The sequence below is a fragment of the Amycolatopsis sp. TNS106 genome (assembly GCF_019330265.1).
GTDB classification, from domain to species: domain Bacteria; phylum Actinomycetota; class Actinomycetes; order Mycobacteriales; family Pseudonocardiaceae; genus Amycolatopsis; species Amycolatopsis lurida.
Genome location: NZ_CP024972.1, coordinates 4,508,259 through 4,531,798 on the forward strand (window position 1 = coordinate 4,508,259; position 23,540 = coordinate 4,531,798).

Consider the following 23,540-nt stretch of genomic DNA (forward strand, 5'->3'; position numbering starts at 1 on the left):
GGAACCCAGCCTCATACCTCCAGATAGCTGGAGGTCAAGAACTGTCGGTGTGACGTTCTAAGCTGCGCTCGTGACGAGCTACCGCATCTCCAGGGCAAACGCTTCCGACGCCGGCAGGCTGACGGCGCTGATGCACGAATCGGCCGCCTACCAAGGGGAGTACGCGTCGATCCTCGAGAACTATCAGGTCACGGAGGACTACCTCGCCACCCATCCCGCGTTCGTCGCCCACGCCCAGCGGGACGTGGTGGGCTTCTACAGCCTGATCGAGTACCCGGCCGAGCTGGATCTGCTGTTCGTCGCCGATTCGGCGCAGGGCACCGGCATCGGCGCGTGGCTGGTCGAGCACATGCTCGGAGAGGCCGCGAACCTCGGGATGACCGAGCTCCGCGTCGTCTCCCATCCACCGGCCGCCGGGTTCTACGAGCGGATGGGCGCCCGCCGCGTCGGCGTCGTACCGCCCAGCCCGCCGAAGATCACCTGGGAGCGGCCGGAACTGGTCTTCGACGTCAAGCACCCACCGCACGGCTGAACCGGCCGATCAGTTTGCGCAGGTGCCCGGCGAATTCCGGCGAGTCGACGACCTCGAAGTCGGTGTCGAGCAGGCCCAGGTAGAGCGCCAGGTACTCCAGCGTGTCCGCACCGGCTTTGAGCAGGCAGGTCCGCTCGTCGAGGGCTTCGACGACGACGGCGGGCGGTACCTTCGCCGCGGCTTCGGCGGCCGGGGCCTGCAGCCGGATCGTCGCATGGTGCCGCCACAACGCGGCGCCGACGCCTCGCTGGAGGTACGCGACCACGCCGCCTTCGGGTGGTTCGCGCTCCTCGAAACGTCGGCCGTTGGGTGTCCGCGGCCGCATCCGATCGGCGCGGAACGTGCGCCAGTCCTGTTTGTCGACGTCCCAGCCGACGAGGTACCACCGGCGGCTCATGTGCACGACGCGGTGCGGCTCGACCTGCCTTCGTGTCTCGGATCCGTTGTGCCCCGAGTAATCGAAGCGCAGGGTCTCGCGGTCACGACAGGCAGCGGCGATGGCCGAGAGCACGTCGGCGTCCACCGTGGGGCCGCCGCCCTGCACCGCGAGCGTCGCGGAGTTCAGCGCCGCGACCCGATGCCGCAGCCGTGACGGCAGCACCTGCTCCAGTTTCGCCAGCGCGCGCACCGACGTCTCCTCGATCCCCGCGATCGTGCCGCCCGCGGCCGTGCGCAGGCCCATCGCCACCGCGACCGCCTCTTCGTCGTCGAGCAGCAGTGGTGGCATCGCCGCGCCGGCGCCCAGGCTGTAGCCACCGGAGACGCCGGGAGTGGCGTCGACGGGATAGCCCAGGCCCCGAAGCCGCTCGATGTCGTTCCGGATGGTCCTGGTGGTGACGTCGAGCCGATCCGCCAATTCCGGGCCCGTCCAAAGGCGCCTGGCCTGCAGCAACGACAGGAGCCGCAGCAGTCTCGCCGAAGTTTCCGCCATGAATCCCACCTTGTCCGCGATCGCGGAACGAACCTTTCCGCAATTGTTCCTAATCTAGCCCCATGACCGAGATCAAGCCCTTCCGCATCGCCATCGACCAGGCCGAACTCGACGACCTGAAGGACCGCCTGAACCGCACCCGCTGGCCCCGCGAGGTCACCGGAGACTGGAGTCGAGGCGTCCCGGTCGCCTACCTCAAGGGGTTGGCCGAATACTGGGCCGACGGCTTCGACTGGCGCGCCCAGGAAGCCGAGCTGAACGAGTTCCCGCAGTTCACCACCGAGATCGACGGCCAGACGATCCACTTCCTGCACATCCGCTCGACCGCCCCGGACGCGCTGCCGGTGCTCCTCACGCACGGCTGGCCCAGCTCGCCGTTCGAATTCCGGCGAGTCGTCGAGGAACTCAGCGCCGAGTTCCACCTGGTCATCCCGTCCCTGCCCGGTTACGGGTTCTCGAACCCGGTGAGCGGCCCCGGCTGGGGCAACCTGTTCCGCGTCGCCCAGGCGTGGACCACGCTGATGGACCGCCTCGGCTACGAGCGCTTCGGGGTGCACGGCACCGACGCCGGCGCCGGAGTCGCGGGCATCCTGTCGATGATCGCGGCGCACCGTGTGGTCGGCGTGCACCTCACCGGGACCAGCGCGGGGATGCCGTTCGGCCCGGCCGTCGAGCTGGACGGACTCGATGACAAGGACCGCGAGCGCGGCGAACGCTTCAACCGGTTCCAGTCCGACGGCCTCGGCTACCTGCACCTTCAGGCCACCCGGCCGCAGACGCTGGCCTATTCGCTGAACGATTCCCCCACCGGCCAACTCGCCTGGATCGTCGAGAAGTTCGCCGAATGGACCGATCCGGCCAAGGCGCTGCCGGACGAGGCCGTCGATCGCGACCACCTGCTGACCGCGGTCAGCCTGTACTGGTTCACCGGTGCGGGCGCCGCCTCCGCGCATGCCGTGTACGAAGGCATGGAGGCCTACCGGCAGATGTCCCAGGGCGGCTGGAGCGAGGCGCCCGCCGGTCCGCCGCGGGCGATCGCCGTCTTCGCCGGGGACACCACGATCCGGAGCCTCCAGGACGGCCCGGTGGAACACTGGTCCGAGTACGACACCGGCGGCCATTTCCCGGCGATGGAGGTCCCCGGTCTGTTCGCCGAAGACCTCCGTTCCTTCCTGCGAAAGTGCGTCTGACGATGGAGCAGCTGAGCCCTCGGGCCCTCAACCGCGCGACCCTGGCCAGGCAGTTCCTGCTCGAGCGCGCCGATCTCCCCGCCGTCACCGCGATCGAGCGGCTGGCAGGCCTCCAGGCTCAGGCCCCCGACTCGTCCTATGTCGGGCTGTGGTCGCGGCTTCGCGACTTCCAGGTGGACGAGCTGGCGAAACCGCTGGCCGCCCGCGAGGTCGTCCGGTCGACGCTGATGCGCGGGACGGTGCACCTGGTGACGGCCGCCGACGGCCTCGCCCTGTGGCCGACCGTCAAATCGGTGGTCGAGCGCGGTTTCCTCGGCCACTACTCGCGGGAGATCGCCGGACTCGACCTCGTCGCGGTCGCCGAAGCGGGGAAGGCGCTGCTGTCCGAGCGGCCCCGCACGCGCGCCGAAATCCGGACCGCGCTCGCGCCCCTGTGGCCCGACGCGGACCTGCCCGCGCTCGGCTACGCGGTCAACAGCCTTCTCCCGCTCGCGCACGTGACCCCGCGTGGCCTGTGGGGCCGGACCGGGCCTGCCGCGTTCGCCCTGCTCGAAGACTGGGTCGGCGCACCGATCACGGACGGCATCACCCTCGACGACCTGGTACTGCGCTACCTCGCGGCGTTCGGCCCGGCGACCGTCCGCGACGCGCAGGTCTGGTCGGGGCTCACGAGGCTCAAGGAGGTCTTCGAGCGGCTCCGGCCGCAGCTGATCACCTTCCGCGACGCTGCGGGGAAGGAACTGTTCGACCTTCCCGACGCACCGCGCCCCGACCCGGAAACCCCGGCACCGCCCCGATTCCTGCCCGAGTACGACAACGTCCTGCTCTCCCACGCCGACCGCGCGCGAGTGATCCCCGACGGCCGCCGCGTGCCGTTGCCTCCGGGAAACGGCGGCCGCCGGGGAACCCTGCTCGTCGACGGTGAATTCCTGGCCATTTGGGCGATCAACGGGGCGACCCTGACGATCGAATCGCGAAAGCCGTTGCGGGATCAGGATTCGATCGCCGAAGAGGGCGCCCGGCTCCTGGAATTCGTAGTACCGGGCTCGGCGCCCGACATCCGTTTCGGCCTCGACGGATAACGGTCCGGCCTTTTGCCGTAACGAAGGGCGGCGTTCGGGCGAAGCATGGCGCGTAGAGCCTGAAGGGAGCGGGCCATGAGCAAGAACTACGGGTTCATGACGGTGCTGGCGGGGCTGAGCGCGCTCGCGGTGATCGCGGTCGCGGCTGTCTGGCGGTACCCGAACACGTCGGACGTCACGGCGGTGATCACCGCGGCGGGAACGGTGATCGGCACCGTGGTGGGTGCCTTCTTCGGCGTGAACGCGGCCTCGGCGGGACGCGTGAAGGCCGAAGAGAGCCGGGATCAGGCGACCGCGGCATTGGTGAAGGTCGCGGGCGAGGCGGAAAGAGGAAGCGATGTCGCCAAGACGGCGATGGAAGGCGTGAGCTGACCGTCCTCTATGGACACACTCAGTCGAGCGCCTCGAGCAGGGCGAGATCCGGTGGGACGAGGGTCGTGGACAGTACGAGCTCTCGCAGCAGGTTGTCGTTCAACGTGTTGCCGACCGGCTCGCCGACTTCTTCGCGCCGCAGACCGAAGACACCGCCGGCGGACAGCCGTGCCCGGACGTCGATGACGACGTGCTCGACCCGGCGGGCGGTCCACGTCTCACCGGGCCTGAGTTCGGCGAGCACCTCGGCCGTCTGCTGACGGGACAACGGCTGCGGATTGAGGTCGTGCAGCAGATACCGTTGCCCGAAGACGACCAGGACCAGGCGTTCTTCCGCGCTGAGACGCCAGCGGCGGGGCGGCACGGTGACGTCGTCGTGCCGGGTGGCGGGCTGTCCGCCCTCGGGACCCGCGACGTACAACTCGAGCAGGTGCTCCCGCCTGCCCGAACCGCGGACGAACAGCGGCGTGTACCCGTCCGACAGGGGGATCGGTTCCTCGCCGCGGGACAGCCAGCGGGAATTCGGCAAGCGGATGGGCAGCTGGCCGGTGTTGCTGACCCACCACTGCCCGTCGGCGAAGTTCAGCAGCCCGTGCCTGCGGCTGACCTGCAGGTCGTTCTCCCCCACACAGACGTCGACCTGCGGCCGATTACGCCCGAAAGTGATCTCGCCGCCCTCGCCGGGGTCGACGGACACGCCGCCCGCGAGCGTGAGCGCGAACACCGCGCCGGGAGCCGACGGCGGCACGCCGAGCGCCAGGCTCTCGTGCGTCGTCGTGAGCCGCTTCATCGTGCCTCCTCCTGTTCCCCGGCAGTATGCGGGACGCCGCCGGGGACGGGTCCCGGTGTCGCGTTCGTCCGTATGTTGGAGTACATGATTGACTTCTCCAAGGACACCGTCTTCAAACTCACGCCGTGCAAGCCGAAGGACATCGCGCCCACGGTGCAGCCGATCATCATCCCCGGCGAGGAGATCATCTCGTCGTTCAAGGCGGTGCGCGACTTCGTGGTGTTCACGAACAAGCGGCTGATCGCGGTGAACGTCCAGGGCATGACGGGCAAGAAGAAGGACTTCACTTCGCTGCCTTACAACAGGATCCAGGCGTTTTCGATCGAAACCGCGGGCACCTTCGACCTCGACGCCGAGCTGGACCTCTGGTTCAGCGGGCTGGGGAACGTGCGGCTCGAATTCCGCGGTTCCGACATCCGGGCGATCGGCCAGCTGATCGCGACCCACACGCTCTAGTCCCGCAATCAGTCACCTACTTGCGTTGGGTGGGCTGCGGTGGGCGTTGGGCCGGGTGGGTCGTGAGTGGTGAGTGACGTTCTAACGTCACTCACCACTCACGACCCACTTGGGCGATGCGACTCCCGCCGGCTCCGGGCGTTGCGAAAGCCACTTTCGCAACGTTGAAGGTTGCGAAAGTGGCTTTCGCAACGCCTGGTCTGTGTCGTGAGCATCTCGGGACGGTGGCGCCGGTCGCGTGCGCGAATGGCCGTCTCGCGTGACTGGGCGGACGACTCGCGTGATCCGACGGACGACACGTGTGTCCAGACGGACGACTCGCTACGGGCCCGGGTCGTGCGCGTGTCGTCCATGCAGTCACGCGAAACCACCGCCTGGGCTCAGGTGGTCGTGAGTGGTAAGGACGGCTAGAACCGTCCTTACCACTCACGAGACCGGCTACATGTTGATCTTTTGATCCCTGAGTTTCGTTGACCTCGGCATGATCGCTTTGGATGGTCGCTGACCTGCGCGGATAGGGCTGAACACTTCTCGCGTGTTCTCACCCCTACCCGACGTCTGACGGCCTGGAGACGGCCTGACCACTCCTCCCCCATCTCCCCGATACGAAGCCATCCACGCGGCCGTCGCGTCGGGTCAAGGCACGCTTTCCCGCCTTGACGCGTCGTGACGGCCGTTGTGACGATCTGGCATCGGGGCGATGGCTCCGCGTAACAGCCGTTGGTCCGTCTGCGACATCGGTGGCACGAATGTCTCAGTGAGGAGGCCGACGTGCTCATTGGCGTACCTGCGCGCCGCTGGCGGCGGCAACACCTGTCCACGGCTTCAGCGGGCGCACCGCCCGGCCGGTGGGCGGAGCGGAGCGGCAGCCCGCCGTGTCGGGCAAGGTGCGCCCGCAGGCGAGACGCGGACGCAAGGTGACCAGCGCGCCGCCGACGGCGGCGCACCTTGATCCCATAGAGCCAAGTTCGGCAAGCTAGAAGCCTCGTTGATCAACCACTTCGTCACCAAACATCCGCCGGGCTAACTCGTCGGTGAGACCGTGCCATAGTTGATCAATACGATCAGGCCGGCGCGGGAATAGCTTTAGTTCAACTAAAATGAAGTCACGAAGACTGCATCGCCATAATTCCGCGCTTTGCTTTAGCTCAAGAAGCTTAATAAGACTAGGGCCGCCCTCTCGCTGTAGACTCTCGACGATTTCAAGCTCGACAATATCGACCACCTCCAAGGGTGCAACGTCATCTCCTTGAAGCAAACCAGCTTCGTCAACATGCTCACGAAGCAGGGTCAATGAAATCGGGTTTACGGGAAAGCCTTCCGTTAAGACCAAGACAGGAAAGAATTTCTTCTTAGCTCCGGACGGATAGCCTGTCAGAGCAGTCTCATTGACTCGAATCGAATTGATCGATGAATCCACTTGTTCAACTTCACCGACCAGCTTAACAAGATCGTCCACCACAGAATCATCCGAGATGCCGAAAACTGAATCGCGTTTAAGCTGAGTGGTCGTCGCCTCTATAACAATCCAGGAGTCGCCATAATCAATTGCCGCATCCGCAATTCTGACGCCGTCACGATTTCCATACGCGGCTTTAAGCTGTTCGTCGTGATACACGCGCCTTTGGCCGGTGCCGGCACCCGCAATGCTGTCTAGTACCTCAGCACAGTATTTTTCTGACAGTCGGCGCAAGCTTTGCTTGAGCCGCTCAGCTTTCTTACGCTTCTCTCGACTTCCGCTAGCCTTGGCAGCAAACTCGATATCAAAGATTGGTAGCCAGCCAAACACCCTCGGCAAAAGTAGTGCGATATCCAGGACTATGATGCCACCATGCCACATTCTAACCACCGGAAACCGGCCAAATGTATCGAACCTCCAACTTACCTGCTCCGCCTTCCGCTCAGCCAGAATCGCCGCGCGAAACTCAGGAAGCTCTACAGAAAATACAGACAGAGCACGATCCAGCCGCTCCTTGTCCCACGCCAGCTTAGAAAAGTACTCAGGCCCTATCATCGACCGACCGCTCACCGCGACACTAAATAGAATCAGCCCCACGGCCAGTACATCCCTCAGTGGCACTCCGACAATTTCAGAATAACCCTTCTCAAGGTCTTCTATTTCCGGCTCACCTTCGAGCTCGGTCGATAACTGGAGCCAAATTCTGGCAAATCTTGCCAATAGATGAGCTTCATCTATTACAGAGTTAAATATCTGGTTTGAGATCATCTCCCTTCCCAGCATTCCTGGCTTCATCGTAACTACGTGCTCATCGCCAGATCCGGGCCCATCTCCGAATTCTTGCTGAGCCACCATCAGGGCGACTACGAAGTTTCCGGCGCTCACTTCCGGCAAGAGCGAATCGCCACTAAGTCGCATTGAATGGCAAATAAGGGTATATAAGACCTGGGGAACCACCAGGCTACGACTTGGCTCTCGCAATAGGTTCAGGACGCGTTCTTTTGTTGGCGACGTAAACCACATTGCCGCGTATTTTTTGTCGACTTCCGCCCGCGCAACACCCGGATGCCTATAGTCCGCTAGAATAGCGGCTGAAGTGCGCAGCACAGTCTCCGCTGTCAGATCTCTCAAGTTTTCAACTAGGAGGGATGGCGGAACAGGGAACCCGAATATTTCATCCGAAGTCAGATAAACGCTAATCTGATCAATCGGCGCAGAAGGTTGAGCCAGATGATCCGGAACAATCAGCCCACTTTTGATTACCTTCCATTTAGCGTTCAACGCCTTAATGGCAGTGCCCACAAAGTAGGCTTCATTCTCCTGTGGCGTGAATATAAAGTTCGCGGGTATTCCGTTTGGTGCCCGACCTGCAACAAGGCGGCGAAGATCAATAGCTCTCGCCTTGTCGCCCTCGCTTAGATACACCGCAGGGCCGCTTACGATGTGAGGCAGCCTAGATTGGTCGGGATTCTGTGCCATATCCACATGTCGGCCAGTAGCGAGCGCGTGTTACATGTTCAAGATGCATGTAACTCAACTGAAGTAGACTTGTGAAGAACCCTCAAGAGCATGCCCTACGCGCAGCCTGATCGACTGATGAATAGCTATACCTTCGAGCCGCTCTGGTTCCACCCAAACGACTTCGGACGATTCCGAGCTGCCTCGAACGTGCCCACCCAGCATGTTGGCACGGAAGCAGATCGAGAACTCCTGCCGCACCTCGCCATCGTCGTACGCGATGACGTGGTTGGGGTTGGAGTACAGACCGATCACCCCGGTCACCTCGCACTCAATCCCGGTCTCTTCGCGAACCTCCCGCACGGCGGCCTGCGCCAAGGTCTCCCCAAGCTCAAGCTGCCCGCCAGGGATTGAGTACAGGTCGTTGTCGGTCCGCCGAATCATGAGGATGCGGCCTTCGTCGTCCTGGATGAACGCGGACACCGCGACCGCGATGCTGTTCGCCTTCGGGGCGTTCGGGTCGTTGTAGTAGTCGACGCGTGCCATGTGTGGCCTCCTAGAAGGTGGCGGGCTTGGCGAGGTTCCAGACGGCCTCGAAGCTCTCCGAGTAGGTCTCGAAGAGGTCCCCGGCGGATAGCCGGCGGAGGTGCAGGGATGGGGCATGGGCTCCCTGGAAGCCGTAGACGTGCGTGTTGATGATCATTTCGTCGTCGAAGCGGAAGATCGAGTTGTAGAGCGTGGTGTTGTGGAAGCGCATCTCCACCCCGTCTACCCCGATCAGCGGCCGGTAGAACGCCAGCGCGTTGCGGATGCGTGCCGCAAGCGTCCCGTCGCCTAGCTGCTCCTCGTCGCCGCGCAGAGCGACACTCTCCCCTTCGGGATCTCCGAAAATCAACCGAATCTTGGCCCCGGCCTGCGCTTTTGCTGTCAGGTCCTTGATGAACCGCGGGCGCTCCACCAGGAACAGCGCGGCGTGGACCAGGACTTCGACGGTGTCCGACGCTTCCTTGATCAGCCGGTCCCACAGTTCGACGGGGATGGCGTTGCGGTGTGGGAACACGCGCACGACCTCGGCGGCGGCCGTCTCGGCCTTGCGCTCCGGGGCCACCGAGTCCGGCCAGAGGTAGGTCTCGGACTCGCGCGCCATTGCAGCGATCTTGTGCCGGTGCTTCGGGTACGGCGTCCGCCCCTTGGTGATCCACCGTTCCACGGTCTTCTGATCGACCCCGGTGGCGTCGGCGACCTGCTTCGGCGTGAGGCCGTTGCGCAGCAGGGCGTCCCGCAGGCGTTCGTTCGGCATCCGCCCTCCTAGGGACTTGTAGGGACGTCTTCGACCGTACCAGGGACGTCCCTAGATGTCCCGCCACGTGGTGATCACGTCCCGCGTTTTGGCGGAGATTAGGTGCCAGGTTGCCGGGGACTCGCCCCAGCACCTCGACACCAAGAGGGAGGCAGGCATGACGACTCCAACCGCCGGTCGGGCAGCGTCCGCGCGCGGCTCGGGATCGTGGACAGCTCGCCGGTTCGCGATCTGAGCGCCCGATGCGTGACACGGTCCAGATCCACGTCACGGCCGACCTGCCGATCCGCGTCCGTGCGCTCACCTACGCCAACCGGGCGGAGATCCGTTTCGGCAAGGCGTTCCCCGTGGTCCTGCTCGTCGATTCCGACGCGATAGCGGTGCTGGGGAGAGAACTCGCAGAGGTCCAGGCCGCACTGAGCGCGGCTGCCGCAAGGGGCAAAGACGGCGACGAAGTGCCGACAGACACAGACAAGCAAGGGAACTAACGACATGGCTATCTACAAAGGACACCGCTTCGCCATCGACTTCGACGAAGCATTTGGGCAGGGCCTCGTGATGGTCGGCGAAGTCTCGCCGGACAACGAGTACCAGTCGCGGGAAGACCGTGCTGCGGGTCGTCCGGCTCGGCAGCGGGTCGACGAAGTGACGGGCAAGCGTCAGTGGAAGGTCACCGTGACCGACCCGGACGAGACGAAGGCCAAGCGGGCGTCTTTCGAGATCACGTTGCTGGCCGACGTGCAGCCGGTGCCGACCACGTCGGAGGTGCTGCCGGGTATGCGGCCGATCGAGCTGGAGGGCCTGACGGCTGAGCCGAAGGTGGCTGGTCAGGGCGAGTTCAAGTACCAGTCCTACCTGTTCCGCGCGACCGGCTTCAAGGCTGCGGCGTCCGGTGGCGGAGCGAAGTCGGGCCGGGCCTCCGCCGCTGCCGAGTCAACGCCCAAGGCGGCGTGATGACGGGCGGGGCGCTGGGGGTGGCATCCCCGCACCTGGTCCAAACCTGGGAAGCCGCGTACCGCCACTACAGCGCGATGACGCAGCGGACTGCGCAGGGCGGGGACGCCCTGGCGGCGCATGACGTGGCCGTCGCTTCCTTGGCGGTGGCGTCGGCATGGCGAGACCTGGCGGCTCAGGGCCAGTTGCCGTGGTGGGTGCTGGCTGCGGTGTCGGCGGCTGCCGAGGGGTTCGAGGAGAACGCGCGGTCGTGGGAGATGCGCGCCTACAGCGAGGAAGGGCAAGGCCGTGGCGTTCAACGCGATGTGGAAGCCGGGACAGCAGGCGGTCGCGGGAATGCAGGGCAATGGTTCGGCGAACCCAGCTCTGGTGATCCATCTCGACCCGGACAGTCTGGCGATCCTGCCGCCGTCCGACCCGGCCGAGTGGCCGGAATTCATCCGGCTCCTTCGCCAAATCCGCGACAGCGCGGACGAACTGGCCGTGTTCCTCGGCAAACACGCGACGGTGCGCGATGACGACGCCCGGCCGGAATGAGCCGCAGACGCTTCAGGACGCGCACCTCGTCGCCTCCGCTCGTCGCCCGAAGCCGGGGTCGAACCTGACGACGTGGCTGAAGTTCCATCAGGCCAACGCGCGCATGTATCGCGAAGTGTCCGATGTGGACCGCGCACACCACCACGAACTCCGTTACTGGGTGGGCTACGAGGAGCGCAAGGCGGAGGAGGTGGCCGCGCAGATCCAGAAGAACAAGACGGAAGCTAGCTGAGAACTGAACAGCCGTAGGGAAAACGTGCGTGGGGACGTGCGGCGTACAAACACGTCCTCACGCGCTTCCCTCGTCTCGTAAGGCGCAGAACCGGTAACTGGCCTAGGAACCTCGCCGGTCCTGCGCTGTCCACAACCACTGGAAGTGAACAATGACAACGCTAAACGATGACAACAACCGGCCGCTAGACGGGGTCACCCGAACGCGCTGCACAGTCTGTAAGCGGTTCGCGAAGCTCCTGCCTGGCGAGACCGAGTGTGCTCCTCGCCGGGGAATGCTGCCGCTGGATCTGACCGGCGGTGGTCGCCGATGAACGCGAACGGGATCAGTCTTCTCCTCGTCGGCGGCGGGGTGCTGGGTGTGGTGGTGTGGCTGCTGCACAAGCTCGGCCGCGCCCTTGCCGCGATCGCGGAAGTCCTGGCCGCTGCTGCGGTGGTCTTCATCGCCCTGTGGTCGGCGGTGAAGTTGTTGGCGTGGCTGGGAAAGCAGGTCTTCACGCACTGGCGAACCAGCCTCAGTGTGGTCGCAGTGGTGGCTTGGTGGCAGCGGCTCGGCTGGCCGTCACTCGCGATCACGGTGGGGTCGGTCTCGGTGGGCCTGCTGGTGTGGCGGCTGCTCGACGTGGTGTCGTTCGACCGGTGCTGTGGCCGGTTCCTGCGGGCGTGGTGGCTGCGCTGGTTCACCTACGCCCGGAAACTGCCCGGCTGGCTGCACGCCTGCGGCCTGTCCATCTCCGACGGCACCATGCCCGTCGAAGTCACTGTGAACCTCGTCGGCCGTCGCCGGAAGGCGGTCTCTCGCGCTACTGGTGGTGCTGCGGTGCAGGTGCCGAAGGTGCTGGGTGTGAAGTCGGGGCCGTCGTGGGATGAAGTGCGCGTCCGGCTCGTGCCTGGTCAGAAGCCGGAGGACTTCGACGACGCCGCCCGCGCGCTGGCTGTGGCTCGCAAGGTCACGCGGTGCCAGGTGCGGGAACTGGAACCCAACGTCGTCTCACTGGACTTCCAGCGCCGGGACCTCCTCAAAGCTTCGGTGGACTGTGCTGAGTTGCCGGAACTGGCGGCCGTCGACGGCGTGGATCTGCGGCGGGTCTTCGCCGGACGCACCGAGTACGGGAAGGACTGGCGGCTGCCACTGACCGGTCCGGGCGCGCACATGCTCGTCGCCGGGGCGACAGGCGCAGGAAAGAACTCGGTCATGTGGTCCCCGCTGGTGTCGGCGGCCTCGGCGATCCGGGCCGGGACGGTGCGCGTCTCGGGGATCGACCCGAAGGGGATGGAACTCGCCTACGGACGTGGAATCTTCGCCCGCTACGGGGTTGCAGGCAAGGAAGCGATCGAGGTCCTGGACGACCTGCTCGACAACCTCGAATCCCGCAAGCGCGAGTTCGCTGGGCACACCCGTGAGGTGCCGATTTCCACCGACTACCCGTTGGAGGTTCTGGAGTTCGACGAGATCGGCGCGCTGACCAAGTACACCGACCGCAAGACCCGCGAAGCCATCGTCGAACGGGTCGCCATCCTGACCACACAGGGCCGGGCGCTCGGCTACACGGTGCGCGGATACGTCCAGGAGCCGACGAAGGACACGGTTCCGGTTCGGGAGCTGTTCCCCCGGAGGGTGTGCCTGCGCGTCACGTCGAAGACACACGTCGGGATGGTCCTCGGCGACGGTGCCTATGAGCGGGGTGCGTGGGCGAACCGAATCGAAGAATCAGCTGCGGGCGTCGGCTACATCTGGGGCGAAGGCATCCGCGAACCGCTGCGGGTCCGTGCTGGCTGGGTGCCGGACGAGACGGTCAAGGCGCTGGAGACCTACGTGACCAACGGCGGCGCGCATGTCGTCGACCTGGCCACCCGTCGCGGTCCTGAGGGGGTGGCGGCGTGAACCGATTGATGGTCTTCCTCGACGCGATCCGCGATCACCTCGACTCGTTCGCGCTGCCTCCGGCTGCCTCGGTCCGGGTTGGAGTAGGGCCTGATCCGATCACGGTGCAGCTCGACTCTCGTCGGCTTGAGAACGTCGCTCGCGGCTTGCTCACCTGGGCCAATTCCCTGGAGGACGTGAAGGCGTCGCTGTGGCGCCCTGAGGGCGGTGCCTCGGTGCATCTCGAACTTACTGGCCGGACTCCCTGCGGCATCCCGGTGGTGGTCTACGGCGGTGTCTGGTTCGACGAAGCCACCTTCCCGGACCTGCCTGCGGGGATGCGGCAAGAGATGCCGGTGTTCGTCCTGCGGCAGTGGAACAGCCCTGGGGAGGTGGCTGCCTGATGAGTACGAAGGAAGCCGCGGTGACCCCGCCGGCCAAAACCCGGGCCATTCGGATGCGGGAACCGCTGGCATCGGACGTGGTGAAGGCGACGGCTGAGAAGCACGGCGTGTGCGTCCGGCCGTTCACGATGGAGGTTGGCGACACCGACACCGGCGAACTCCGGTACATCCCCGTTCCCTGCGGCTCGACGGTCGAATCGGTGTGCCTGCCCTGTGCACGCAAGGCCAAGGCGCTGCGACAGGTTCAGTGCCGCGAGGGCTGGCACATGACCGAAGAACCCGACTTCACCGCACAGCCACCGTCCGAGACACAGACGGAGCTACTGGCCTTCCGGGCTGACCTCGTCGCCGCTTACCGGCAAGAGACGGACCAGGCCGAAGCGGAGGAGCTGCGGGAGGAGATCCAGAGCGTCGATGAGGAACTTCGGCAACTCGGGATGCGGGGCCGTCTCCCTTCAATCGACCTGCCCACGAAGAAGGCGGTGAAGCGGTCGACCAAGAGGCGGCAAGACGCTCCGAACCTCCCTCGGCGCAAGGTCGCCAAGACCACCGTGGGCCGGGAGTACGCGGGACGGTTTCGGCCGTCGATGTTCGTCACGCTCACCTGCGACACCTACGGCCCAGTCCGCTCGGACGGCGCACCGGTGAACCCGTCGACCTATGACTACCGGCGGGCAGCTCGGGACGCGGTCCACTTCTCCGCGCTCGTGGATCGCTGGTGGCAGAACCTGCGGCGGGTCGTGGGCTGGGACGCGCAGTACTTCGCCACCGTCGAACCCCAACGGCGGGCCGCGCCACACCTGCACGCGGCTATCCGGGGATCGGTGCCGCATGACGTCATCCGGCAAGTAACCGAAGCGACCTATCACCAGGTGTGGTGGCCTGCGCACGACGAAGTGGTCTACGTCGACCGGATGCCGCTGTGGGACGGAGACCATCGGGTGTTCGTCGACCCGGATACCCGCGAGCCGCTGACCGAGTGGGACGACGCGGTGGAGGCCGTGGAAGCCCCGGCGCACGTGGTGACCTTCGGCCGTCAGGTGCACTCGAAGGGCATCCTCGGCGGGACGGAAGAGGCCGGGCGGCACATCGGCTATCTGACCAAGTACCTCACCAAGTCCACCGGTGAGGTCGTGGAAGCCGGCACCGTGCGGCAGAAGGATCACCACGACCGGTTGCACGCGGAGCTGTCGGTGACACCCTGCTCGCCCCGGTGTGCAGTGTGGCTGCTGTACGGCATCAATCCCAAGGGTGCCAACGGAAAGACCACTCCGGGGCACTGCAAGGGACGGGCTCATCGGCGGACCACACTCGGGCTCCCCGGTCGGCGGGTGCTGGTGTCGCGCAAGTGGTCCGGCAAGACGCTCGTCGATCACAAAGCGGACCGCAAGGCGTTCGTGATCGAAGCGCTGGCGGCCGTGGGGATCGAGAAACCGGCACCGGACCCGGCCCGGCTGGTGTGGCGCAAGGTCGACTCCGGCGACGCGAATGTGCCACCTCGCGACCACCTGGTGATGCACGCCATCTCGGAACGGATCACGTGGAAAGCCGAGTACGACAAGGCACTACTAGCCGCACAGAGTCCTCCAAATCTTTCGGCAACTCCGCTCGCGGCTTAAGGGGGAAAACGTGGACAGCATCGATCCACTGTGGTCAGTCGAAGACGTCGCGGATTACCTCCGCGTGCCAGTGAAGACGCTCTACCAATGGAAATGGCTCGGTGAGGGGCCGCCGGTACGCAAGATCGGCCGTCACCTCCGCTACGACCCGACGAAGGTCCGGGCCTGGGTTGCTGAGGAGGCCGCCTGATGGGACACATCCAAGACCGCTGGTACAAACCCGCCAAGGACGCCAAGGGGAACCTGCGGCTCAACGCTCGCGGGAAACCCGTTCTGGAGAAGACCGAGCTGCACGGCGTCGGGATGCGGTACAAAGTCCGCTACCTCGACCCGGACGGTAGCGAGCGGTCGAAGTCCTTTCCGGACAAGCAAAAGAAGCGCGCCGAAGACTTCCTCATCGAGATGGAGTCGGACAAGCGCGAGGGCAAGTACATCGACCCTCGCGCGGGCCTGGTGCTGTTCGAGGTCGTAGCGCAAAGCTGGCTGGACTCGCAGACGGTCGACTACACCAGCCGGGAGCGTTTCGCGACGCGCGTCAATGTTCACTTGCTTCCGTACTTCGGCAAGAAGGCGGTCGGGTCGATCCGGCCGAGTCACATCCAGACGTGGTTACGAAAGCTCCAGGACGACGAAGCCTCGGAGACGTCGCGGGCGCTTTACTTCGGGCACCTGGTGTCGATCCTGAACTTCGCGATGGCGGACAAGAAGATCTCGGAGAATCCGGCGCTGTCCAAGGTGATCTCGCGTCCGAGGGCGAGCCGGAATCAGGTCGTGCCCTGGTCTCGTGAACGGGCTCGGGCGGTGCGGGACAACCTTCCGAGGCGGTACAAGCCCGCTGTCGACGTCCCGGCCGGTCTGGGACTGCGGAAGGGTGAGCTGTTCGGGTTCTCGCTCGATGACGTCGACCGCACCAAGGACCTGGCGTACATCACCCGACAGGTGCGAGTGGTCGCCGGGAAACCGGTGTTCGCTCCGCCCAAGGGCGGTAAGTCGCGTGAGGTGCCGATCGGGCGGAAACTGCTCGGCCTCCTCGACGAGTACGCCGAGGAGTTCCCGGCGACCGAAGTCACGCTCCCCTGGTCGCATCCGGGCGGCGAACCCACCACGGTCCGTCTGCTCATGGTCAACGGGTACGGGCGGGTCTTCCGGGCGGAGTGGTTCCGGGTGAACTTCTGGCTGCCCGCGCTCAAGGACGCCGGGGTGGAGAAGCCGACCAGGGCGGACGGCGTGCACGCGCTGCGGCACCTCTACGCCTCGGTCCTGCTCGACGCTGGCGAGTCGATCAAGGCGTTGTCTCAGTACCTCGGCCACACCGACCCCGGCTTCACGCTCCGGGTGTACACGCATCTCCTGCCGAGTAGCCACGCCCGGACACGGAAGGCCGTCGACGACTTCTTCGCCGAGGCGCTCGAAGACCCCGCCTCCGATGACCGAGCTGCATGACGGCCTGGCCACGGCCTGACACCTGCCCTGACCCGCAAACATGCAGGTCAGGGCAGGTTCACGCTTACATGTTGATCATGTGGCCCGCGAGGCCGTGCACGGCTTCCTTCACCGCTTCACCCAAAGTCGGGTGAGCGTGCACGTTCCGCGCGATTTCGTGCACCGTCAGGTCCCACTGCTGCGCCAAAGTCAACTCCGGCAGCAGTTCGGTCACCTCGGGGCCGATCAGGTGCGCGCCCAAAAGCTCACCGTGTTCCCCGTCGCTGAGGATCTTCACGAAGCCGACGGCCTCGCCGAGGCCGTGTGCCTTTCCGTTGGCGGTGAAGGGGAACTTCGCCACCTGGACGTCGAAGCCCTTTTCGCGGGCCTGTTCTTCGGTCCAGCCGAAGCTGGCGATCTGCGGCTGGCAGTAGGTCGCGCGCGGGATCATCACGAAGTCGAGTTCCATGGTCTCGGCGCCCGCGATGGTTTCGGCGGCGACGACGCCCATGGATTCGGACGCGTGCGCGAGCATCAGTTTCGCGGTGACGTCGCCGATCGCGAAGATGTGCGGGACGTTGGTGCGGCCGCGCGAGTCGACGGCGATGGCGCCGCGCTCGGTCAGTTCCACGCCGGTCTTGTCCAGGCCGTAGCCCTCGACCCGCGGCTGGAAACCGATGGCCTGCAACACCTTGTCCGCTTCCAGGACCCGCTGCTCGCCGTTCTTCGACACGGTCACGAGGACCTGTTCGCCGGTGTCGTCGATCGACTCGACCTTGGTGGAGGTCAGCACCTCGATGCCGAGCTTCCGGTAGCGGCGCGCGAGTTCCGCGGAGACCTCGGCGTCCTCGAGCGGGACCATCCGGTCGAGGTACTCGACGATGGTCACCTTCACGCCGTAGTTGTGCAGCACGTAGGCGAATTCGACGCCGATCGCGCCCGCGCCGGCGATGATGATGCTCTCCGGCAGCTCGTTTTCCATGATCTGCTGTTCGTAGGTGACCACGCGGTCGCTGCGCGTGGTGCCCGGCAGCAGACGCGCGGTGGCGCCGGTGGCGATCACGCAGTGGTCGAAGGTGACCCGTTCGCCGTTGACCTCGATGGTGTTGGCGTCGAGGAAGGTGCCGTGCCCGTCGTATTCGGTGATCTTGTTCTTCTTCATCAGGAAGTGCACGCCCTTGACGCGCCCGTCCGCGACCTTGCGGCTGCGGTCGAAGGCGGCCTGGTAGTCGAAGCTGACCTTCCCCTCGACCTGGATCCCGAACGACTTCGCCTCTTTGGTCACGATGTGCGCGAGTTCGGCGTTGCGCAGCAGCGCCTTCGACGGGATGCAGCCGACGTTGAGGCAAACGCCGCCCCAGTATTTCTCCTCCACGACCGCCGCGCTCAGCCCCAGCTGCGACGCCCGGATCGCCGCCACGTAACCGCCGACTCCGGCCCCCAGGACAACGACGTCATAGTGTGCACTCATACCCCGAAACCTACCCCTCACCGGGACGGTCCGAAGGGTGAGACTGCCTACTCGGGGCGCGAGCCGCGGATCTCGATCAGCAGGTCGGTCACCGCGGTCATGATCCGCTTCGTGGCCTCCTCCAGCACCTCACGGGACGGTGAGGACGTCATGAGATCCGAGAGGTCCACCGGCGGACCGGCGACCAGGTTCACCGTCTTGCGCGGGAAGGCGCGCGGAAGCACGGCGTCGGACGGCAGCAGATGGTGCGTGCCCCAGTTCGCCAGCGGGATCACCGGGACGCCGGTCTCCAGGGCGATCCGCGCGATCCCGGTCTTGCCGCGCATGGGCCACCCGTCCGGGTGATCCGTGAAGGTCGCCTCCGGGAAGATGACGACGCATTCACCCTCACGGACGGCGCTGACGGCGTCGCGGTACGCGTCGGACGCCGTGGCCGCGCCGCGGTAGACGGGAATGTGCTTGCCGGAGCGCATCACCGAGCCGATGACGGGCGCGTCCCACAGGCTCGCCTTCGCCAGGTAGCGCGGCACGCGCCCGTGCGCGAGGCAGTACGCCGTCACCGTCGTCGGATCGGCGAACGAGAGGTGGTTCGACGCGACGAGGAAGCCGCCCGACGAGGGCAGGTGCTCCCCGCCGCGCACCCGGAAGCGGGTGAACAGCACCAGGAACGGCCACACGACGTTGATCGCGAAGGCGAACCAGGCGCCCCGGCCGGCGCGGGCGAAGCGCCGGCCGAAGGCGATCATCTGGCGGAACGTCAGCAGGTCACCCGAAACGGGGCTCAGCGCGGTCCAGCGTTCACGGGGTCTCAGCACCATGGACGTAATTCGTAGCCGAATCGGCCCCGGTTCGGCTGAAACCGCGCGCGAACGCGGCGCGGATCACACGCGCTCGAGCACCACCACGGGGATCTCACGGTCGGTCTTCTTCGCGTACTCGTTGTAGTCCGGCCAGACCGCGGCGAGCTTCTCCCACAGCTTCGCGCGCTCCTCGCCTTCGAGGGTCCGGGCCCGTACGGTGAACTTGTCCGCCTTGACCTGGGCCTTGGCCTCGGGGTTGGCCTGCAGGTTCTTGTACCAGCCCGGGTCCTCCGGTGCGCCGCCCTTGGACGCCACGATCACCGGGTTGCCGTCATCGTCGAACTGGTAGATCAGCGCGAACTTGCGGTCCTCGCCGGTCTTGCGGCCCTTCGTCGTGAGGACGAGGCAGGGCGCGCCCTTCTCCCAGTCGTGGCCCACCTCGCCGTCGGTCTCTTCGTAGCGACGGACGTGCTCGTCACCGAAAAGCATGTCTGCGTTCCTCTCGTCCTGGGGTGTACCGGCGCCCTGCCAGTCTGACGCGAATCGGTCGGTCGCGCTGATCAACTCGTGCAGGATGCCGGGTTCGTCGAACGCATGACCGGCACCACCGACCATCACCAGTTCCGCGGTGGGCAGCATCTGGCTGAGCTCCCACGCGGTGATGGCCGGGGTGACCACGTCGTAGCGTCCCTGGACCAGAACGCACGGGATGCCCCGGAGCTTCCCGGCGTCGCGGAGCAGCTGATCTTCGGCCAGCCAGCCGCCGTGCCGGAAGTAGTGGTTCTCGATGCGCGCGATCGCGAGGGCGAACGAAGGATCGCTGAACGCGTCGATCACTTCGTCCTGAGGGCGCAGTTTGACCGTCTCCCCCTCCCAGCGGCTCCACGCGATCGCGGCGGGGCCGTGCACCGCCGGATCCGGGTGGCTCAGCAGTTCGTGATAGACCTCGATCAGGTTGTCCTGGCGGCGCGAATACGGCACCGGTGCGAGGAAACGCGACCACGCCTCGGGGAAGAGGAACGCCGCGCCCCCGCCGTAGATCCATTGCAGTTCCTTCACCCGCAAGGTCGCGACGCCGCGGAGGACGAGTTCCGTGACGCGTCCGGGGTGGGTTTCCGCGTAGGTCAGCCCGAGCACACTCCCCCACGAACCGCCGAAGACCATCCAGTGTTCGATGTCCAGATGCTCGCGCAAGCGCTCGATGTCGGCGACCAGATGCCAGGTCGTGTTGACCGAGAGATCGACATCCCGGCCGGCGCAGTTCGGCGTGCTGCGCCCGCACCCGCGTTGATCGAAAAGGACGATCCGGTACCGCTCGGGGTCGAACAGCCTGCGATGTCTCGGACTCGAACCACCACCGGGGCCACCGTGGAGAAAGATCACCGGCTTGCCCTCGGGATCGCCGCATTCCTCCCAATAGATCTCGTTGCCGTCACCGACGGGCAACATCCCTTGGACGTAAGGTTCGATTTCCGGGTAAAGGCCGAGCATGTCCGCCACTATGCCCCAAACGCCCGCTTGGAGGATCGATGAAGGCTCGCCCCCACGTGACGCTGGAGGATGTGGCGCGCACCGCGGACGTGTCGCTCGCGACCGCGTCCCGCGTACTCAACGGCACCGCCACCGTCCGGGGAGATCTCCGCGAACGAGTGATCGCCGCGGCCTCCGAGCTGTCCTACACCCCCAACGCTCACGCTCAGGCATTGGCCGGTGGCTCACGGCCCACCGTCGGAGTGATCTGCCACGACGTCGGCGATCCGTATTTCGCCGCGATCGCCGGCGGGGTCATGCGGGTGGCGAGTGAAAACGATCTTCTGGTGATGCTCGCGAGCACGTTCCGCGATCCGGCCAAGGAGGTCGCCTACGTTTCGACGCTGCGTGCCCAGCGCGCGTCGGCCATTCTGCTTATCGGTTCCGCGTTCGAAGACAAGGCGTGGGAAAAGGCGATGGCCGCCGAACTCGAGCCGTACCGGCGCGGCGGCGGGCACGTGGCCGCGGTCAGCAGGCATCGCGGGCTCAAGGTGGACACCGTCCAGCCCGACAACCGCGGTGGCGGCGCCGAACTGGCGAAGGCCCTGCTGGACCTGGGGCACCGGCGGTTCGCCGTGCTCGCCGGACCGAAGAGCCTGACGACCGTCGTGGACCGTCTCGACGGCTTCGCCGCGGAGCTGCTGGAGCACGGCGTCGACCTGGCCGAGGACGACGTCTTCGAGGCGGCGTTCACCCGCGACGGTGGCTACGAGGCGATGGAAAAGGTCCTGGCTCGACCGCGGAAGCAGTGGCCGACCTGTGTGTTCGCGGTGACCGACGTGATGGCCATCGGCGCGATGTCCGCGCTGCGTGACGCCGGCGTCTCCGTGCCCGGCGAGATGTCGATCGCCGGTTTCGACGACATCCCGGTAGTGCGCGATCTCACGCCCGCGCTGAGCACGGTCGCGCTGCCGCTGGAGAAGCTGGGCGAACGGGCCATGGACCTGGCGCTCAAGGCATCGCCCGGCACCCGGCCGCGCATGGTGCGGATGTCCGGCGAGGTCGTCCTGCGCCGCAGCACCGCCGCTCCCGCTCGCTGAAACCCTTGTGTGCGGCCCATGAGGTGACTTACCGTGGCCCGAGAAAGCGCTTTCTCACCCCCGCGCCACGGAGACCCGATGACCTTGATCGCCCTGCCCACCGCCGACGGCGGACTGGCGGAGTGGACGCCCCGAGGGGCGGCAACGCCCGCGAAACCGGCGTCACCGCCGACCTCCCGGATCGCCTACGCGGCCGCGCACGTGGTCGCCGACCCGCTCGCCCCCGCCGACCCCGAAGAAGGTGCGGTGCTGGACTGGGACACCACGCTCGCCTTCCGCGAGCACCTGTGGTCCTGTGGTCTCGGCGTCGCCGAAGCGATGGACACCGCGCAGCGCGGGATGGGGTTGGACTGGGGCACCACCAAGGACCTCATCCGGCACACCGGGGCACTCGCCGCCGGACGGCCGTGGGTGGCCGGTGTCGGCACCGATCAGCTGCCCGGCGGCGAAGCGACCGCAGGGTCCATTGTGGACGCCTGGCGGGAACAGCTGGATCTGGTCGGCGAAGCCGGTGCGATCCCGGTCGTGATGGCCAGCCGGGCGCTGGCCGCGTCGGCTTCCGGGCCGGCGGATTACCACGCCGCGTACGGGAAGCTGCTCTCCGGTGCGGACCGCCCGGTCCTGCTGCACTGGTTGGGCGAGCAATTCGATCCGGCGCTGGCCGGCTATTGGGGCCACGGCGACGTCCGCGCGGCCGCGAAGGAACTGGGCAGGCTCTGCGCCGAGCACGCCGGCGTGATCGCCGGGGTCAAGGTTTCGGTGCTCGACGCGTCGATCGAGACCGAGTTCCGTCGCGCGCTGCCCGAAGGCGTCAGGTGCTACACCGGCGACGACTTCAACTACCCGGAGCTCATCGCCGGGGACGATCAGGGCCACAGCGAGGCGCTTCTGGGCATCTTCGACGCTGTCGCACAGGTCGCCGGCGCCGCGCTCGCCCGCCTCGACGAAGGCGACAAAGACGGTTTCCACGGCCTGCTGGACCCGACGGTGGCGCTCAGCCGGGCCATTTTCCGGGCACCCACCAGGAACTACAAGACCGGCGTCGTCTTCCTCGCCTATCTCAACGGGCACCAGGACCACTTCCGCATGGTCGCCGGCCGCGAGTCGGCCCGCTCGATCACGCATCTGGCCGAGCTGCTGCGCCTGGCGGACGCCGCGGGCGCGCTCACCGACCCGGATCTCGCCGTCGCGCGGATGCGGCCGCTGCTGGCCGCGGCGGGGGTGGCGTGATGGACCGGTTGAGCCTGAACCAGATCACCACCAAGGCGTGGTCGCTGCCGGAAGCCGTGGCGGGCTGCGCCGAAGCGGGCGTCCGCTGGATCGGCCTGTGGCGGGACAAGGTCGCCGAGACCGGTGTCGAGGAGACCGCCCGGTTGCTCAAGGAGTACAACGTCGGCGTGTCGTCGTTGTGCCGTGGTGGTTTCTTCACCGGGATCACCCCGGAAGGGTCCCCTGTGGACGGTATCGCGCGGACAAGGGAGGCGATCGACGAAGCCGCCACGCTGGGCGCCGACGTCCTCGTCCTGGTCGTCGGCGGGGTGAACGGCGACCTGGCTTCGTCGAGGCAGCGGGTCGCGGACGCGGTCGGCGAGCTGGCGCCGTACGCCGGTGAGCGCGGGGTCCGCCTCGGCCTGGAACCGCTGCACCCCATGCAGTGCGCCGAACGGTCGGTCCTGTCCACAGTGGACCAGGCGCTGGCGATCGCGCGGGAGCATCCGGCCGATCAGGTCGGCGTGATCGTCGACGAGTTCCACGTGTGGTGGGATCCGCGGATCGAGGAGTCGATCGCCGCGGCGGCGGGCCGGATCGCCGGATTCCACGTCTGCGACCAGAAGGTGCCGCTGACCGACACCCTGCTCGGCCGGGCGCTGCCCGGTGACGGCCCGATCGACCACCGGCATCTGAAGGCGTGTGTCGAGGCCGCCGGCTACACCGGGCCGATCGAGGTCGAGGTGTTCGACGCCGACCTTTGGCGCCGCCCCGGTGGCGAGGTGCTCGCGGAGACCGTCCAGGCCTACCGGGACCACGTTTCCTGACGAAAGTAAGGGTCCCTCGCTGCCCAAGGTCGGCTGTCCGGGCGGCCGTGGTTTCCTACCGT

26 protein-coding genes are annotated in these 23,540 nt (G+C 66.3%); 17 read left to right on the forward strand and 9 right to left on the reverse strand.

Going from position 1 to position 23,540, the window contains the following annotated elements; all coding sequences use genetic code 11:
• The first annotated feature begins 70 nt into the window (after positions 1 to 70).
• Positions 71 to 532: a GNAT family N-acetyltransferase gene (locus tag CVV72_RS20240; RefSeq protein WP_255632189.1), complete on the forward strand. Its 462-nt coding sequence runs from the start codon at positions 71 to 73 to the stop codon at positions 530 to 532.
• On the opposite strand, the gene CVV72_RS20245 is transcribed toward CVV72_RS20240, so the two are convergent.
• Positions 510 to 1,463 carry a YafY family protein gene (locus tag CVV72_RS20245; protein WP_219145305.1) on the reverse strand — a complete coding sequence of 318 codons (954 nt, stop codon included), beginning with the start codon at positions 1,461 to 1,463 and terminating at the stop codon, positions 510 to 512. The two genes, CVV72_RS20240 and CVV72_RS20245, sit on opposite strands and share 23 nt — an antisense overlap.
• Positions 1,464 to 1,525: 62 nt before the next feature.
• On the opposite strand from CVV72_RS20245, the gene CVV72_RS20250 reads away from it, so the two are divergent.
• The 3 genes from CVV72_RS20250 (at position 1,526) to CVV72_RS20260 (ending at position 4,107) form a co-directional block, all read left to right on the forward strand.
• Positions 1,526 to 2,653, forward strand: a complete 1,128-nt coding sequence (locus tag CVV72_RS20250; RefSeq protein ID WP_219145306.1) for an epoxide hydrolase family protein — start codon at positions 1,526 to 1,528, stop codon at positions 2,651 to 2,653.
• Between the two features lie 2 nt (positions 2,654 to 2,655).
• The gene (locus CVV72_RS20255; protein WP_219145307.1) at positions 2,656 to 3,735 is read left to right on the forward strand and encodes a winged helix DNA-binding domain-containing protein; all 1,080 of its coding nucleotides are present in this window, start codon (positions 2,656 to 2,658) and stop codon (positions 3,733 to 3,735) included.
• 75 nt (positions 3,736 to 3,810) lie between these two features.
• Positions 3,811 to 4,107: a hypothetical protein gene (locus CVV72_RS20260; protein WP_034312745.1), complete on the forward strand. Its 297-nt coding sequence runs from the start codon at positions 3,811 to 3,813 to the stop codon at positions 4,105 to 4,107.
• Between the two features lie 19 nt (positions 4,108 to 4,126).
• On the opposite strand, the gene CVV72_RS20265 is transcribed toward CVV72_RS20260, so the two are convergent.
• Positions 4,127 to 4,897, reverse strand: a complete 771-nt coding sequence (locus CVV72_RS20265) for an FHA domain-containing protein (RefSeq protein WP_219145308.1) — start codon at positions 4,895 to 4,897, stop codon at positions 4,127 to 4,129.
• A gap of 84 nt (positions 4,898 to 4,981) precedes the next feature.
• Here CVV72_RS20265 and CVV72_RS20270 point away from each other — a divergent pair, with 84 nt between their 5' ends.
• Positions 4,982 to 5,353, forward strand: coding sequence for a PH domain-containing protein (locus tag CVV72_RS20270; protein WP_026467493.1), 372 nt, complete (start codon positions 4,982 to 4,984; stop codon positions 5,351 to 5,353).
• A 775-nt stretch (positions 5,354 to 6,128) separates the two neighbouring features.
• Here CVV72_RS20270 and CVV72_RS20275 read toward each other — a convergent pair.
• Genes CVV72_RS20275 through CVV72_RS20290 form a run of 4 tightly spaced genes read right to left on the reverse strand, consistent with a single transcriptional unit; the run spans position 6,129 to position 9,570 of the window.
• Positions 6,129 to 6,311: a hypothetical protein gene (locus CVV72_RS20275; protein WP_219145309.1), complete on the reverse strand. Its 183-nt coding sequence runs from the start codon at positions 6,309 to 6,311 to the stop codon at positions 6,129 to 6,131.
• Positions 6,312 to 6,329: 18 nt separating this feature from the next.
• Entirely contained in the window at positions 6,330 to 8,291 is a 1,962-nt protein-coding gene (locus CVV72_RS20280; protein ID WP_219145310.1) for a hypothetical protein, read from the reverse strand.
• Positions 8,292 to 8,345: 54 nt separating this feature from the next.
• Positions 8,346 to 8,816 (reverse strand): NUDIX hydrolase, encoded by a 471-nt coding sequence (locus tag CVV72_RS20285; protein WP_219145311.1) that lies wholly within the window; start codon positions 8,814 to 8,816, stop codon positions 8,346 to 8,348.
• Between the two features lie 10 nt (positions 8,817 to 8,826).
• Positions 8,827 to 9,570 (reverse strand): DUF5919 domain-containing protein, encoded by a 744-nt coding sequence (locus tag CVV72_RS20290; protein ID WP_005162385.1) that lies wholly within the window; start codon positions 9,568 to 9,570, stop codon positions 8,827 to 8,829.
• A 242-nt stretch (positions 9,571 to 9,812) separates the two neighbouring features.
• Between CVV72_RS20290 and CVV72_RS20295 the strand changes: the two genes are divergently transcribed.
• The 9 genes from CVV72_RS20295 to CVV72_RS20335 all read left to right on the forward strand — a co-directional run bounded on the left by CVV72_RS20295 (position 9,813) and on the right by CVV72_RS20335 (position 16,622).
• Positions 9,813 to 10,058, forward strand: coding sequence for a hypothetical protein (locus CVV72_RS20295; RefSeq protein WP_125800488.1), 246 nt, complete (start codon positions 9,813 to 9,815; stop codon positions 10,056 to 10,058).
• Positions 10,059 to 10,062: 4 nt separating this feature from the next.
• Positions 10,063 to 10,524, forward strand: coding sequence for a hypothetical protein (locus tag CVV72_RS20300; protein ID WP_219145312.1), 462 nt, complete (start codon positions 10,063 to 10,065; stop codon positions 10,522 to 10,524).
• Positions 10,525 to 10,812: 288 nt separating this feature from the next.
• Positions 10,813 to 11,061, forward strand: coding sequence for a hypothetical protein (locus tag CVV72_RS20305; RefSeq protein ID WP_219145313.1), 249 nt, complete (start codon positions 10,813 to 10,815; stop codon positions 11,059 to 11,061).
• Positions 11,039 to 11,293 (forward strand): AMED_5909 family protein, encoded by a 255-nt coding sequence (locus CVV72_RS20310; protein WP_219145314.1) that lies wholly within the window; start codon positions 11,039 to 11,041, stop codon positions 11,291 to 11,293. The genes CVV72_RS20305 and CVV72_RS20310 overlap by 23 nt, the downstream gene beginning before the upstream one ends.
• Before the next feature lie 309 nt (positions 11,294 to 11,602).
• A complete protein-coding gene (locus CVV72_RS20315) occupies positions 11,603 to 13,177 on the forward strand; it encodes an FtsK/SpoIIIE domain-containing protein (protein WP_219145315.1) in 1,575 nt (524 codons plus the stop codon).
• On the forward strand, positions 13,174 to 13,560 hold the full coding sequence (locus CVV72_RS20320) for a hypothetical protein (protein WP_219145316.1): 387 nt from the start codon (positions 13,174 to 13,176) through the stop codon (positions 13,558 to 13,560). The genes CVV72_RS20315 and CVV72_RS20320 overlap by 4 nt, the downstream gene beginning before the upstream one ends.
• Positions 13,560 to 15,179: a replication initiator gene (locus tag CVV72_RS20325; protein ID WP_219145317.1), complete on the forward strand. Its 1,620-nt coding sequence runs from the start codon at positions 13,560 to 13,562 to the stop codon at positions 15,177 to 15,179. Before CVV72_RS20320 ends, CVV72_RS20325 begins: the two co-directional genes overlap by 1 nt.
• Positions 15,180 to 15,189: 10 nt before the next feature.
• Entirely contained in the window at positions 15,190 to 15,369 is a 180-nt protein-coding gene (locus CVV72_RS20330) for a helix-turn-helix domain-containing protein (RefSeq protein WP_007033922.1), read from the forward strand.
• Complete coding sequence (locus CVV72_RS20335) at positions 15,369 to 16,622, forward strand: site-specific integrase (protein WP_219145318.1); 1,254 nt, start codon at positions 15,369 to 15,371, stop codon at positions 16,620 to 16,622. The genes CVV72_RS20330 and CVV72_RS20335 overlap by 1 nt, the downstream gene beginning before the upstream one ends.
• Before the next feature lie 64 nt (positions 16,623 to 16,686).
• Here CVV72_RS20335 and lpdA read toward each other — a convergent pair whose 3' ends face one another.
• The 3 genes from lpdA to pip all read right to left on the reverse strand — a co-directional run bounded on the left by lpdA (position 16,687) and on the right by pip (position 20,321).
• Positions 16,687 to 18,072, reverse strand: coding sequence for a dihydrolipoyl dehydrogenase (lpdA, locus tag CVV72_RS20340; protein WP_219145319.1), 1,386 nt, complete (start codon positions 18,070 to 18,072; stop codon positions 16,687 to 16,689).
• Between the two features lie 47 nt (positions 18,073 to 18,119).
• Entirely contained in the window at positions 18,120 to 18,890 is a 771-nt protein-coding gene (locus tag CVV72_RS20345) for a 1-acyl-sn-glycerol-3-phosphate acyltransferase (RefSeq protein WP_219145320.1), read from the reverse strand.
• 63 nt (positions 18,891 to 18,953) lie between these two features.
• Positions 18,954 to 20,321: a prolyl aminopeptidase gene (gene pip / locus CVV72_RS20350; protein WP_255632190.1), complete on the reverse strand. Its 1,368-nt coding sequence runs from the start codon at positions 20,319 to 20,321 to the stop codon at positions 18,954 to 18,956.
• An 80-nt stretch (positions 20,322 to 20,401) separates the two neighbouring features.
• Between pip and CVV72_RS20355 the strand changes: the two genes are divergently transcribed.
• The 3 genes from CVV72_RS20355 to CVV72_RS20365 all read left to right on the forward strand — a co-directional run bounded on the left by CVV72_RS20355 (position 20,402) and on the right by CVV72_RS20365 (position 23,478).
• Complete coding sequence (locus tag CVV72_RS20355) at positions 20,402 to 21,442, forward strand: LacI family DNA-binding transcriptional regulator (RefSeq protein ID WP_219145322.1); 1,041 nt, start codon at positions 20,402 to 20,404, stop codon at positions 21,440 to 21,442.
• 78 nt (positions 21,443 to 21,520) lie between these two features.
• The gene (locus CVV72_RS20360) at positions 21,521 to 22,672 is read left to right on the forward strand and encodes a dihydrodipicolinate synthase family protein (protein ID WP_219145323.1); all 1,152 of its coding nucleotides are present in this window, start codon (positions 21,521 to 21,523) and stop codon (positions 22,670 to 22,672) included.
• Positions 22,672 to 23,478: a sugar phosphate isomerase/epimerase gene (locus CVV72_RS20365; protein ID WP_219145324.1), complete on the forward strand. Its 807-nt coding sequence runs from the start codon at positions 22,672 to 22,674 to the stop codon at positions 23,476 to 23,478. The genes CVV72_RS20360 and CVV72_RS20365 overlap by 1 nt, the downstream gene beginning before the upstream one ends.
• Positions 23,479 to 23,540 lie beyond the last annotated feature (62 nt).